General features: G+C 61.3%; 10 protein-coding genes. 5 read left to right on the forward strand and 5 right to left on the reverse strand.

The annotated features are described in order from the left end of the window. Positions 1-461: 461 nt before the first annotated feature. A complete protein-coding gene (gene rpsA, locus HMPREF2605_RS06950; protein WP_005506223.1) occupies positions 462-1916 on the forward strand; it encodes a 30S ribosomal protein S1 in 1455 nt (484 codons plus the stop codon). A 222-nt stretch (positions 1917-2138) separates the two neighbouring features. Here rpsA and coaE read toward each other — a convergent pair whose 3' ends face one another. Further along, on the reverse strand, positions 2139-2774 hold the full coding sequence (coaE, locus tag HMPREF2605_RS06955; RefSeq protein ID WP_049353143.1) for a dephospho-CoA kinase: 636 nt from the start codon (positions 2772-2774) through the stop codon (positions 2139-2141). A gap of 58 nt (positions 2775-2832) precedes the next feature. On the opposite strand from coaE, the gene HMPREF2605_RS06960 reads away from it, so the two are divergent. Continuing rightward, positions 2833-3519: an IMPACT family protein gene (locus HMPREF2605_RS06960; protein WP_049353142.1), complete on the forward strand. Its 687-nt coding sequence runs from the start codon at positions 2833-2835 to the stop codon at positions 3517-3519. Positions 3520-4030: 511 nt separating this feature from the next. Continuing rightward, positions 4031-5359 carry a 2-oxoglutarate dehydrogenase gene (locus HMPREF2605_RS06965; RefSeq protein ID WP_070847537.1) on the forward strand — a complete coding sequence of 443 codons (1329 nt, stop codon included), beginning with the start codon at positions 4031-4033 and terminating at the stop codon, positions 5357-5359. Between the two features lie 255 nt (positions 5360-5614). Here HMPREF2605_RS06965 and HMPREF2605_RS06970 read toward each other — a convergent pair whose 3' ends face one another. From HMPREF2605_RS06970 to HMPREF2605_RS06980, 3 genes are all read right to left on the reverse strand, one after another. Further along, on the reverse strand, positions 5615-6757 hold the full coding sequence (locus HMPREF2605_RS06970) for an ABC transporter substrate-binding protein (protein WP_246828181.1): 1143 nt from the start codon (positions 6755-6757) through the stop codon (positions 5615-5617). A gap of 151 nt (positions 6758-6908) precedes the next feature. Further along, positions 6909-7838, reverse strand: coding sequence for an ABC transporter ATP-binding protein (locus HMPREF2605_RS06975; protein WP_083324862.1), 930 nt, complete (start codon positions 7836-7838; stop codon positions 6909-6911). Continuing rightward, positions 7838-8968, reverse strand: coding sequence for a FecCD family ABC transporter permease (locus HMPREF2605_RS06980; protein ID WP_083324863.1), 1131 nt, complete (start codon positions 8966-8968; stop codon positions 7838-7840). The genes HMPREF2605_RS06975 and HMPREF2605_RS06980 overlap by 1 nt, the downstream gene beginning before the upstream one ends. A 434-nt stretch (positions 8969-9402) precedes the next feature. Here HMPREF2605_RS06980 and uvrB point away from each other — a divergent pair, with 434 nt between their 5' ends. Then, positions 9403-11571, forward strand: coding sequence for an excinuclease ABC subunit UvrB (gene uvrB, locus HMPREF2605_RS06985; RefSeq protein ID WP_070847539.1), 2169 nt, complete (start codon positions 9403-9405; stop codon positions 11569-11571). 165 nt (positions 11572-11736) lie between these two features. Continuing rightward, complete coding sequence (locus HMPREF2605_RS06990) at positions 11737-12516, forward strand: ornithinee aminotransferase (RefSeq protein ID WP_246828182.1); 780 nt, start codon at positions 11737-11739, stop codon at positions 12514-12516. Positions 12517-12603: 87 nt separating this feature from the next. Here the strand turns inward: HMPREF2605_RS06990 and HMPREF2605_RS06995 are convergent, their stop codons facing one another. Beyond that, on the reverse strand, positions 12604-13062 hold the full coding sequence (locus HMPREF2605_RS06995) for a winged helix-turn-helix transcriptional regulator (protein WP_070847543.1): 459 nt from the start codon (positions 13060-13062) through the stop codon (positions 12604-12606). Positions 13063-13079 lie beyond the last annotated feature (17 nt).

Consider the following 13079-nt stretch of genomic DNA (forward strand, 5'->3'; position numbering starts at 1 on the left):
GGCGCGGAGGAAATATGCGGCGCCCCGCCCTTCCCAGGTTGAGAGGAACGAGGACGAGCACCGTCCCGCGAGTCGTCTCCGTCCTACCTGCAAAATAGGGGAGCAAAACCGGGCGCGTAACCATTGACGACACGCCCGGGATTCCCGTACACTATTAATCGCGTGTACCAACGTACGGGTTTTCTATGCTCTTTTTCTCCTTAAGTTCTCCTTAAGAAAACGGGGAGAAAACGGGCACAGACCGCTCGTGCACCCTGCTGAGAGCATCTGCTTCCGGTGGGCGGTACACATTGTAAGTATCCGTCAGCTCGACGTTTCCTCACCCCGTTCAAAGGCGTTAGCGGCCCTATGCCGTGCGCGCCGGGGTGAAAAAGTGAGCCGGTCGGCGCCTCCACCCGGGGGTGTTGAGCGGTGAACCGGCAGCGTCGACCTATTAGAAATCCAATTGGAGCCCTCACTACATGAGCACCAACATCCCTCAGGTCGCAATCAACGACATCGGCGACGAGCAGGCATTCCTCGAGGCAGTCGAGAAGACTATCAAGGTCTTCAACGACGGCGATCTCGTCTCCGGCCAGGTCGTTAAGATCGACCACGATGAGGTTCTGCTCGACATCGGTTACAAGACCGAAGGCGTCATCCCCTCCCGCGAGCTGTCCATCAAGCACGACATCGACCCCTCTGAGGTTGTCGAGCTCGGCTCCGAGGTTGAGGCACTCGTCCTCACCAAGGAGGACAAGGAAGGTCGCCTGATCCTCTCCAAGAAGCGCGCACAGTACGAGCGTGCATGGGGCGACATCGAGAAGGTCAAGGAAAACGACGGCGTCGTTACCGGTACCGTTATCGAGGTTGTCAAGGGTGGCCTCATCCTCGACATTGGTCTGCGTGGCTTCCTGCCCGCATCCCTCGTTGAGATGCGCCGCGTCCGCGACCTCGCACCTTACATCGGTCAGCAGATCGAAGCTAAGATCATCGAGCTGGACAAGAACCGCAACAACGTTGTTCTGTCCCGCCGTGCATACCTGGAAGAGACTCAGTCTGCTGTTCGCTCCTCCTTCCTCAACGAGCTGGAGAAGGGTCAGGTCCGCGAGGGCGTTGTCTCCTCCATCGTCAACTTCGGTGCATTCGTGGACCTGGGTGGCGTGGACGGTCTGGTTCACGTTTCCGAGCTGTCCTGGAAGCACATCGACCACCCGTCCGAGGTTGTCGAGGTTGGCCAGCCCGTTACCGTCGAGGTTCTCGAGGTGGACCTGGACCGCGAGCGCGTGTCCCTGTCCCTCAAGGCTACCCAGGAAGATCCGTGGCAGGCATTTGCTCGCACCCACGCTCTGGGCCAGATTGTTCCCGGCAAGGTCACCAAGCTCGTTCCCTTCGGTGCATTCGTGCGCGTTGAGGACGGCATCGAGGGCCTCGTCCACATCTCCGAGCTGGCAACCCGCCACGTTGACCTGGCTGAGCAGGTCGTCTCCGTTGGTGAAGAGGTCTTCGTTAAGATCATCGACATCGACATGGACCGCCGCCGCATCTCCCTGTCCCTCAAGCAGGCAAACGAGGGCGTTGACCCCAACGCTACCGAGTTTGACCCCGCTCTGTACGGTATGGCTGCAGAGTACGACGAGGCTGGCAACTACAAGTACCCCGAGGGCTTCGACCCCGAGGCTAACGAGTGGCTGGAAGGCTTCGACGCACAGCGCGAGGCTTGGGAAGCACAGTACGCAGAGGCACAGGCTCGCTTCGAGGCTCACAAGGTTCAGGTTGCTAAGGCTCTCGAGGCTGACGCAGAGGCTGCAGCAGCAGCTCCCGCAGCAGCTGAGCCCGCACCGACCTCCTACTCCTCCGAGGAGCCCGCTTCCGCAGGTACCCTCGCATCGGATGAGGCACTGGCTGAGCTCCGCAAGAAGCTGACCGGCAACTAATCTGCCGCTCAGATGAGCACTCATCAGGCGTAATAGCCGATAGGTAGCCCCGCGGGGTCGCTTAGAGCAGAGGAACCCCCTCATCTCCCGTTTGGGAGGTGAGGGGGTTCTTTGCGTTATTGGGGGCCGGGTGAGTCGGGGTTGGGGGACGTTGGGAGCCGGGGTACGTGCCCGGTGTTGCTGTGCTCTGTATTGCTGCGCCCCGTGTTGCTGGGGAGGATTTTAGGCGGCGGTCATCTGCTCCCAGACGGCGCGCACCTGCTCGGCGGTTTCCTCCAGCGAGCCGCCATTATCGATAATCCAGGTTGCGACCGCCTCACGCTGCTCGTCGGTTGCCTGCGCGGCGATGCGGGCGCGCGCATCCTCCTCACTCATGCCGCGTGAAGATACGAGGCGCTGCAGGCGAGTCGCCAGGGGAGTGCGCACCACGACCACGCCCTCAAAAGCGGACGGGTCGCCGGTCTCCACGAGCAGAGGAATATCCTCCAGCACCACGCCGCTAAAACCGGGTTCGGACTGCGCCTGCTCCACCAGCTGTGCGGCACGCTCACGAATAGCGGGATGCACAATTGCGTTCAGACGCAGGCGCGCCTGCTCATCATTGAACACGATACGCGCCAGGGCGGGGCGGTTGAGGCGGCCGTCCTCATCGAGCAGATGCTCACCGAACTCCGCGACCGTGCGGGCGAGCACCGCCTCGCCGGGCTCCATGAGGGAGCGGGAGATAGCGTCCGCATCCACCAGGAACGCGCCCTGCTCAACGAAGAGGGAGGCGATGGTGCTCTTGCCGCTGCCGATACCGCCGGTGAGGGCGTAACGGCGCAGGGCAGTGGAGGCGGGGGAAGAAGGCTGGGACATGGACGGTGCTCCTGACGGGCTGTGCCACAATAGATAGGTACTGATTAGAGGAGGACACATGCAGGAAGAAACTCGCGCCAACCGATACCTTGTGCCGCGCGGCGATGAGCCCTATGAGAGCCTCCTCGAAATTAAGCGTAGCGAATTTATCGGTCACATCAAGCGCGTGAGTACCGTTGAGGAGGCGCGCGCCTACATTGAGTCGGTGCGCAAGACCTACCACGATGCCCGCCACGTGTGTTCGGCGTTCATTATTGGTGCTGACCGCGATATTCAGCGTTCCTCCGATGATGGTGAGCCCGCCGGTACCGCCGGTGTGCCGATGATGCAGGCGCTGCTGGCGCGTCAGACCCGCGAGGACGGCACCACCGACCTGTCGGATGTGGTTGCGGTGGTCGTGCGCTATTTCGGTGGCATTAAGCTTGGCGCGGGCGGTTTGGTGCGCGCCTACACTGATTCGGTGGTGCAGACCCTGGATGGTGCGCTATTCGATTCGCGTGAGCGTCTGCGTGTGGGTCAGGTGCCCAGTTCGCATGCGGATGCTGGCCGCCTGGAGAACGAGATTCGTGCCGCCGGTCTGAATGTGCTGGGTACCGAGTACGGTGCGGAGGGTGCCACGATTTCCTTGGGCGTGTTTGACCGCTCGGAGGAGCTGGCGCGTGCCGAGGAGCTGGTGGTGAGCCTGAGTTCCGGTGCGGCGAGTGTGACCTGGGGGGACACGCAGTGGGTGGATTTGCCGGTCTAGGTTACCGCTCCCTATATTCTCGGTCTTAGATTTCCGGTCCCAGATTTTCGGGCTAGAGCGCCTGCCTAAAGCCCCCAAAACCCAAAAGATAGTCCAACCTTAGTTAATAGTTACTCTAACCCTAGTAATTGCCCGCTAAAGCTGATAGCCTAAAAAGCGTTGCGGAACGCACACGCCCCTCCACGGCACGGGCAACGGGTTCGTCACCAGCGGTAACCCAGCCCGGCGCCTCCACGAGGCAACGCGTGCGCCCGCACCGACGGGCAGGGCTCAACGCTGACATCTCAGCGCCGAGAACTGGGTACTATCTCAGCGCTGAGGTCCTGATGCTGACGTCTTGAAGCTATAGCTTAGTTGCTCAAGGAACGAGGCACAGCTGTATGCCGGTACTATACGATCCGGCAGACGGTAGTGTGTGCACGAACCATCTGCCGGTAGGCGCTGAGCCCCGCCCGTCACCTTACGAAGAATCAGCTAACGAACGCTCTGAAGAGCTCAAGGTCGTGAAAACGTGACGCAGTCGGGAACCTACTATCAACAAGTAGACGAACAAGCAGGCAAAAACTCATCAGAGCAGTCCGCGGGCAGCCGCGGCGGCACCGCGACCCTCAACCGCCAGGGAGCGCGCCTCCCCAAGATGGGCACTGTCGAGCAGCTTGAACCCGCCACCGTCGCCCAGCTACTCAACGCCTACCGCCAGCAGAACCTCGGCACCCTTCTGAGCGTGCTCACGCAGCGTCCGGCAGAGTTTGCCCGTCAGCTCGGCAGGCTCTGCCGCGTCTTCCCCGAACACGTTCACGCTATCGCCCAGGCGTTTGGCGCCGTGGGCCGCGCCCTGCCCATTGACGAGCTGGTGCGCTTGCACAACCGCTATTCCAACGCCGCCCGCGGAGTTGGCGAACACCTCAGCCTGGACAACTCCGGCGTGGCGCACCTGGTTCAGAGCCCAGCACTGAGCCGTGAAGGTGCGGGTCACCTGCTTATGGCGGTTGAACTCTGCCTCGCCGGCAGGATGCGCGGGCTCACCATCGCCATGCCCGCCACCGAGGCATTCACCCCGGCTGATCAGGCGCCAAGCCTCGGCTCCTGCAACCCCGCCCTGGACGGTGCCCTCAACGCTTTTGAACCGGCAGGCTGGGAGCCGTTCTCCCTGGACGGCAGCGAAGTGCTGCTCGCGACCGGTGTGCGCGATGTGCCCGATGGCTACGAGCTGTCCCTCTGGCTGCTCGACGACGACTACCAGTGCCGCGCCCGCATTGAGCGCGGCGCCCCGCAGGTATGCGTGGCAAGCTTCTACGATGAAGAAGTCATCACCCGCACCGTGGAAGAAACCGGGTTGGGCGAAGCCGGTCTGGTCGAGAACTACCGCGTAGAGGAGTACGCGGAACTGGACTTCCTCAACGCCATGGACCGGCAGGTGCGCTACGTGGCGGTTACCGCCGCCGTGGGCGAGCCGCTGCTGGCGGCGCTGAACGAGAAGAGCGCGGTGCCGAATAGTATTCCCGACCCTGCCGCTTTTGCGAATGGTGCGGGTGCCTCCCGGTTCGCGGGGAGTGCCTGCCCGGATATCCGCACCGCCGCCGTGGTTGGCAAGGGCCTGCGCACCGTCAACCACCGCGGCATGCTGCCGGTGTTGGGTGTGCCGAACCGTACCGTGTGCGCGGTCATTGACCTGTACAAGCAGCGTATCTGCGTGCCGGGCGTGGGTATTCCGCGCGGGCTGAGCGTGGAGGATGAAGAGCGCACCATGCAGCTGATTTTGAGCGCCCTGAACGGGTACCTTCCGCTGACGAACCGGGCGCTGATGAGCCTCGCCGGAGCCACCGTGGAGGTGCGCTAACGCTGCGGCGAACTAACACTCTGGTGACCACTGCGAACCAATAAAATACCGCCCGGAATCGTGCTGTGAGCACGGTTCCGGGCGGTATGTGCACACAGGAATAGAGAGAAGAAGAGTGAAAAACTTGGAGCCCCGCCAGCTCCGCTGAGAATCCAGAGGCTCCACAAGAGCTCCAGACGTAGAGCCTCGGTAGAAGAGCCTCAGCAGAACCGGCGGGGGTAGCTACAAAACTAGCGAACTAGCGAGCCACGGGGACTACTTTGCGGGGCCCTGGCCGTTGATGATGCGCTGAGCCTCATCCTCGGTCAGGTTGTAGCCGTAGAAGGTCGAGTAGAACTCGCGGGTCTCCTTCACCAGGTCAACATCGGAGAACTTCTCGGGGTGGAACAGCTTCGCCGCCCACAGAATCTGCAGCGCCTCCTCAGCTGAGTAGCGGTCCCAGTTGAAGGTGCCGACCGGGTTCTTAATAATTTTGCCGTTCTTCACCGCCGGAACGTCAGCCCACGCCGCGTCAGCCTTGATAGCGTCGACACCCTTCTGTGCATCCGCGCCACCAATGATGATGTACTCCGGCTGCGAGGCAATAATCTGCTCCAGAGAAATATTCTTCAAATTCTCCACGCCGTCCAGGGAGTTCTTCGCGCCCGAAAGCTTCATCCACTCACCAATCAGGGAGTTTGAGCCGTCCACCTTCGTCAGGTCAGAACCGCCCGCAATGTGCAGAACCTTCGGGGCGTCAGTGACGTCCTTCAGGCGCTCCTTGATGAGGTTCTCGTTCTTCTCCAGGTACGCCAGGTACTTCTCGGCACGCTCAATCGCCTCATCGGTGCCAATAACCTCAGCGGTCAGCTCAACGGTGCGCTTCAGGTCCGCGAAGTTCTGGAACTCCACGTGCACCGCCGGGATACCCGCCTCAGTTGCCTTCGCAATCTGATCCTTCGACGAGGCGAGCAGCACCTCCGGCTTATCGGCAAGCAGCTGTTCCATGTTCACGTCGGTGCCCTTCACCGGCGCATCAACCTTTTCAATACCGGGGTACACCTGCTTGAACCACGCCAGGGACTTCACGTTCGTTGTGGTGGACACCAGCTTCTCGGCACCGCCCAGCAGCAGAACCACCTGGTTGTTTGCGTGCCACAGGTCAGCGATGCGCTCCGGGTTGGTGGGGACGGTAACTTCCTTGCCGTCAATGTCCTTAATGACCTTGGTGCCGTCGCCGTTATCCTTCACGAAGAAGCTGGTGTGCTTCTTCGCGGAATTGCTCGAAGCCGAGACTGAGGTTGAGCTCGAAGCCGAACCCGAGGAGGAGGCGGTGTTCGCGGCACCGCAACCGGTCAGGGCAGCCAGCAGCAGGGAAGTGGTCAGGGCAACGCCGGTGTGGAACTTCGTGATCTTCATGATGTGTCTTTCTGTGTCGAGACGGTGGGTGAATAACCCGGAGGCGGTTCGGGGGCGCTCTAGGGACGCGCCGCCACAGCGGATGCGGCACCTCTACCGCATCTTTTGTGTCCAATCCGAACCACCACCGGAAGACTAGGGTTGCGGATTCTCAGGTATCGAGGCTCGTCATGTGCACACTGGAGCGACCCAGCTCGGGGGAGTAGGTCACCGTCAGGTCGGTGTTGAAGGTGCGCGAGAGAACCTCGCTCGTGAGCACCTCCGAGGCGCGGCCTGTCAAAAGCTGAGCCGGCGCATCCCCCGAAACTGATGAATCCTTCGAAGCCTGTGCGTCAGGTTCGTCGTGCGCGCCGAGCAGGGCAACGGTCGCATCCAGCATGAGGGCGTGATCCGGGTTGTGGGTCGTGAAGATGACCCCGTACCCGGCGTCGCGCAGCTGCCGAATCTTCCGCAGAACCTTCGCCTGATTCGCCACATCCAGGGCGCTGGTTGGCTCGTCCAAAACGAGGAGTGGGGCGTCCTGAACCAGGGTTCGGGCAATACCCACCTGTTGCCGCTGACCGCCCGAGAGCTGATCCAGCGGGGAGCGCGCCAGATCCAGCAGGTCGAGCTCCTCCATCACGGTTTGCACCTGCTCACGGTCACGGCGTGAGGGCGAAGAGAACAACCCGATATAGGGTGCGCGACCCATCAGCAGGTACTCGGTGACCGTGTAAGAGATACCGCTACCCTCCATCTGCGGAAGGTAGGCGATGCGGCGGGCACGCTCGGTCGCGGTCAGCGAATCCAGCGGCTCGCCACCCAGATGGACGGTGCCCTCGGTGAGCGAATGCAAACCAATCAGGGAGTTCAGCAGGGTGGATTTACCCACGCCGTTGCGACCCAGAATGGCGAGGACCTCACCGCGCCGCACCGTCAGGTTCACGTTGCGGAAAATCCAGCGGTCCGAACGGCGGCCCGCGCGGGTGTGCTTGATGCGCTCGCCCCGGTGGCCGTAGCGGAACCCCGCATCGTCCAGGCGTAGCAGAACCTCTGCGCTCGCATCCGCGGCGTGCCGAGTATCGGAAATGGAAGAAGACATTACTTCACCCGAACCTTTCCGAGCAGCAGCAACGCCACGTACAGCGGCGTGCCAATGAAACCGGTCAGAACGCTCAGCGGAACCTCCGCGCTGGTAAGGCTACGCGCCAGGGTGTCGACAAACATCATGAACGAGGCACCCATCAGAATGGACAACGGCATGAGCTTGGTCGTGTCGCTACCGACCAGCAGGCGGCACAGGTGCGGAATGACCAGACCAACCCAAGAAATCGGGCCGCCAATGCACACGCTGGTCGCGGTCACCAGGGTTGCCAGCAGGATGGTGACGCCGCGGGTGCGGGTCAGGTTGATGCCGAGGGTGCGCGCCTCGTCGTCGCCGAGCGAGAGGATGTTAATGCGCCAGCGCATCGCCAGCAGAAGCAGGATGCAGGGCACCGCCACCAGCGCGAACTGGGTGAGTGCCTCCGCGCGTACGTCCTGTAGGGAGCCCATCTGCCAGAACACGATCTGCGCCAGCTGAGTTTCGGGGTTCGCAATGAACTTCAACGCACCCAGTGCGGCGGTGCCGAAGCCACCCACAATCACGCCGGAGAGCACCAGCATGAGCGTGGACTGATTCTTCAACAGGCGAGGAATACTCACGGTCAGCAGCACGGCGGCAAGGCCACCGGCGAGTGCGGAACCCTGAATCGCGAGGCTCGTGCCCACACCCAGCAGAATGGCGGAGGCGGCACCCACCGACGCACCCTGCGAAACACCCAGCAGATAGGGGGAGACCAGCGGGTTACGGAAAACCGCCTGGAAGGTAGCGCCCGCAACGGCGAGGGCGGCACCGATGAGCCCGGCGGCGAGTAGGCGCGGAATGCGCACGGTCAGCAGCATGTTTTCGGCGGGCTTGTAGACCTTCAGGTCCATGCCGAACCAGTTCTTGCCGAGGATACGGAAGAGCTCGTCCAGTTCGACCGGGTACCTGCCGGTGATGAGTGAGAGATAGGTGACGCCCAGCAGAATGGCGAGGGCGATGAGCATAATGACCGGGTAGGAGGAGGTGAAGAGCGAGCGGCGGCGTTCGTTCTTGGCAGCTAAGGTGGCGACCGGTGTGCCGGTGGGGTTCGCCTCCGCGGGTTCTGTCGGGGCGGCTTTTGAAGCTGTCTCCGTGGTCGTGCTCATGGAGTCCTTCCGTGCGCTCTTATGGTCCGTTCTGTCTGCGTGTGTGCGCTCTAAACATATGTGAGCCGCGTCAAAGAGGCAAAGGATAAGGGTGCGGAATACTCGTCATAAGTCTTTATGTTTTATCCCTTATCTTTTGTGACTTGGCGTGCCTGCGCCGCGATGCGGGCGGGGGAGTGGGCACCCTCGTAAGCACGCCGTTATTGTGCGGGAATTGCACGGGAAAACGCTCCTGTTCGATTCCTGCCCTGCGGCGCACATAAACCGCTCGAACGCCCCTTATCTTTTGCACCCCATCTTTTATGAACTTGGGCACTTTCGCGCCGGACTATTGCGTCGGTAGCTGCGCCAGCAATTACGCCGGACTATTGCGCCAGCAGAAAAGGGCGACCAATCTTAGGGCGCATCCGACGGCTTTCCCCTAGGATGGATACATGAGTTACGCACCCCAGATCAACCGTGTTGTTGCCCCCTTTGAAGTGGTCAGCCCCTTCCAGCCTGCCGGCGACCAGCCGAAGGCGATCGCCGAGCTCACCGAGCGCGTGCAGAACGGCGAGAAAGACATTGTGCTGATGGGCGCTACCGGTACCGGTAAGTCCGCGACCGCAGCCTGGCTGATTGAGGCGGTGCAGCGTCCGACTCTGGTGCTCGTGCAGAACAAGACTCTGGCGGCGCAGCTGGCGAATGAGCTGCGTGAGCTGCTGCCGAATAACGCGGTGGAGTACTTCGTCTCCTACTACGACTACTACCAGCCTGAGGCGTACGTGCCGCAGACCGATACGTTCATTGAGAAGGACTCCTCCATCAATGAGGAGGTGGAGCGTCTGCGCCACTCGGCGACGAACTCCCTGCTGACTCGCCGCGACGTGGTGGTGGTTGCGACCGTGTCCTGCATTTACGGTCTGGGCACGCCCGAGGAGTACATTGAGCAGATGGTGACTCTGCGTCGCGGTGAGGAGATTGACCGCGACGAGCTGCTGCGCCAGTTCGTGGCGATGCAGTACGCGCGTAACGATATGGACTTTCACCGCGGCACGTTCCGTGTGCGCGGCGATACCGTCGAAATCATCCCCATGTACGAGGAGAACGCGATCCGCATCGAGTTCTTCGGTGATGAGATTGAGGCGATTTACACCCTGCACCCGCTGACCGGCGAGGTGATTCGCGAGGAAGAAGAAATGTATGTCTTCCCCGCAAGCCACTACGTTGCCGGCCCGGAGCGCATGGCGAAGGCTATTACCTCCATTGAGGATGAGCTGCGCGAGCGCCTGCAGACCCTCGAGTCCCAGGGCAAGTTGCTGGAGGCGCAGCGTCTGCGTATGCGCACCACCTACGACCTGGAAATGATGGAGCAGATGGGCTTCTGCAATGGCATTGAGAACTACTCGCGCCATATTGATGGTCGTGCCCCCGGCAGCGCCCCGAACTGTCTGCTGGATTATTTCCCGGATGACTTCCTGCTGATTATTGATGAGTCGCACGTGACGGTCCCGCAGGTTGGCGCCATGTATGAGGGTGATATGTCCCGTAAGCGCACCCTGGTTGAGCACGGTTTCCGCCTGCCGTCGGCGATGGATAACCGCCCGCTGAAGTGGGAGGAGTTCCTGGAGCGTATTGGCCAGACGATTTACCTTTCGGCGACCCCCGGTAAGTATGAGCTGTCGCAGGCTGATGGTTACGTGGAGCAGATCATTCGACCCACCGGCCTGATTGACCCGGAAATCGTGGTCAAGCCGACCAAGGGTCAGATTGATGATTTGCTTGAGGAGATTCGCGTGCGCGTTGAGCGTGATGAGCGTGTGCTGGTCACGACCCTCACCAAGCGCATGGCGGAGGATTTGACTGAGTACCTGTTGCAGCACGGTGTGAAGGTGCAGTACCTGCACTCTGACGTTGATACCCTGCGCCGTGTGGAGCTTTTGCGTGAGCTGCGCCTGGGCACCTTTGATGTGCTGGTTGGTATTAACCTGCTGCGTGAGGGCCTGGATCTGCCCGAGGTGTCCCTGGTTGCGATTCTGGATGCCGATAAGGAAGGCTTCCTGCGTTCGACCACTTCGCTGATTCAGACGATTGGTCGTGCGGCGCGTAACGTGTCCGGTCAGGTGCACATGTACGCCGATAAGATTACGGATTCTATGCGCGTGGCGATTGATGAGACGAACCGCCGCCGCGAGATTCAGCAGGCGTACAACCGTGAGCACGGCATTGACCCGCAGCCTCTGCGGAAGAAGATTGCCGATATTACGGATGTGCTCGCCCGCGAGGAAGAGGACACCCGCGAGCTTCTGCAGCAGCGTAAGAGCGGTAAGAAGGGTGCCCGCACGGTGAGCGCGGGTGCGAAGACCGGTTCTGCGACCTCGTCGAAGATTGCCACGAGCACCCCGGAGTCGGAGGAGCTTCTCGCCCGTGCGGAGGCGCGCGTTCGTGCCGACGGCCTGGCGGCGGCACCCGCCGAGGACCTGCTGGATTTGATTGAGCAGATGAACGAGCAGATGCGCGTGGCGGCGGAGAACCTGCAATTTGAGTTGGCGGCGCGTCTGCGTGATGAGCTTGCCGATTTGAAGAAGGAGCTACGCCTGATGAAGGAGGCGGGTCACGCCTAAACCCGGTGTTCTAAGCCCGGCGTTTAGGGGCCGACGTGGGTTTTTCGCCATGAGGTAACTCATTGTTCATGAAGTTCTACTGAGTGCAGATACATGCTGTACACTATCAAGGTGTTTTACGTGTCAAATAAAACCTTGATGCTTCCGAACGATAAAGAAAAATCTGTGACTGTTTCTAATAACTCTTCAGACGCACACACCACGGGAGCTCGTTCCGTTACCCGCCGCAACCTCACCCGCGGCGCGCTTTGGGCTGTGCCCGCTATTGCCGCCTCCACGACGGTGCCCGCATTCGCTGCTTCGGCTGATGATTGCAAGACAGTACACGGCCCGGACTTCACCCAGGTCGGCGGCTGGATGATCACCAACCCCGCCAGTGGCGCCCTGCAGTCGCGCACTAAGAACAAGCCCGTGACTGCGCCGGAGACCGGTCAGGCGTGGTGGTCCATGGAGAATGCAACCTCCCCGAACCCCGCGACGATCCGCCTCATGTCCGTGTACGAGGCGACTCACGGCCCCGAGGGTGACCTCAACCTGAACTGTGGCGAGTTCGTGATGACCTACAACGTCTCCGCACTGGAGGCGACGACCGGCACCACGCACCTGCACCCGTCCATGGACATTTACCTCTTCTCGCCCGAGGGTAAAATCATTGACCGTCAGGTTTTCACGACTGACCCGACCGGCGTGGCAACCGTCATGACCCGTAACGGTAAGACTCAGACCGTTCAGGGTCAGGTTATTCCGTTTGCGTCGAGTGTGAATGACCGGGCGACCGGCATCTCTGCGCGTTTTGCCCTGCGCGGCGATAAGCTCATGGAAGGCATGTACCAGTTCGAGGTGGTCATTACCGTGCCGACGATTCGTGAGAACGGCAAGCTGGATACGAGCAAGCAGGTGAACGCGATTGCGTTTACCCCGCCGACCTTCAACATGGTTTCCTAAACAGCTGTCTTAACTGAATAAAGAAGTAGCCCTCCCCGGTGAATAGTTCACGGGGAGGGCTACTTTTGTTGGGGTGGGAGCGGAGCGCTACATCTCGCTGTTCTCTAGTTCGCCGTTCTTTAGTTCGGCAGCATCGTAGCGCTCGCGGGCTTCGAGTACCGCGTGCATATTGTCCTGTGCCCAGTGGCGCAGGGCGGTCATCGGCTCAATGAGGGTCGTACCGAGTGCGGTCAGTTCGTAGTCCACGCGCGGCGGGATGGATGCGGTGACCCGGCGCTCCACCAGGCCGTCGCGTTCCATGGAGCGCAGGGTCTGGGTGAGGACCTTGGGGGAGACGCCCTGAATCATTGCCTTGAGCTCACCGAAGCGGGCGATGGGCTGCTCGGAGAGTGCCGCAACAATGAACGGGGTCCACCGGTCGGTGAGGTGGCGCATGACGGTGCGGGAGGGACAGACGCTGGCGAGAATATTGGCGGGTAGGTCGTCCTGCGGGGTGCGGGTGGTTTCTGCGGTTTCGCGTGCGGGGGAGGTGAGCGTGGTGGTCATAGCTGCTGTCTTCTCTG

Source organism: Rothia sp. HMSC065C03 (genome assembly GCF_001837295.1).
In the GTDB taxonomy this organism is placed as follows: Bacteria; Actinomycetota; Actinomycetes; order Actinomycetales; family Micrococcaceae; genus Rothia.

Coding starts and splice junctions, on each gene's coding strand:
- HMPREF2605_RS06970 (WP_246828181.1), bottom strand. CDS start 6,757: ATGAAGATCACGAAGTTCCACACCGGCGTTGCCCTGACCACTTCCCTG.
- HMPREF2605_RS06960 (WP_049353142.1), top strand. CDS start 2,833: ATGCAGGAAGAAACTCGCGCCAACCGATACCTTGTGCCGCGCGGCGAT.
- HMPREF2605_RS06995 (WP_070847543.1), bottom strand. CDS start 13,062: ATGACCACCACGCTCACCTCCCCCGCACGCGAAACCGCAGAAACCACC.
- HMPREF2605_RS06975 (WP_083324862.1), bottom strand. CDS start 7,838: ATGTCTTCTTCCATTTCCGATACTCGGCACGCCGCGGATGCGAGCGCA.
- rpsA (WP_005506223.1), top strand. CDS start 462: ATGAGCACCAACATCCCTCAGGTCGCAATCAACGACATCGGCGACGAG.
- HMPREF2605_RS06980 (WP_083324863.1), bottom strand. CDS start 8,968: ATGAGCACGACCACGGAGACAGCTTCAAAAGCCGCCCCGACAGAACCC.
- uvrB (WP_070847539.1), top strand. CDS start 9,403: ATGAGTTACGCACCCCAGATCAACCGTGTTGTTGCCCCCTTTGAAGTG.
- coaE (WP_049353143.1), bottom strand. CDS start 2,774: ATGTCCCAGCCTTCTTCCCCCGCCTCCACTGCCCTGCGCCGTTACGCC.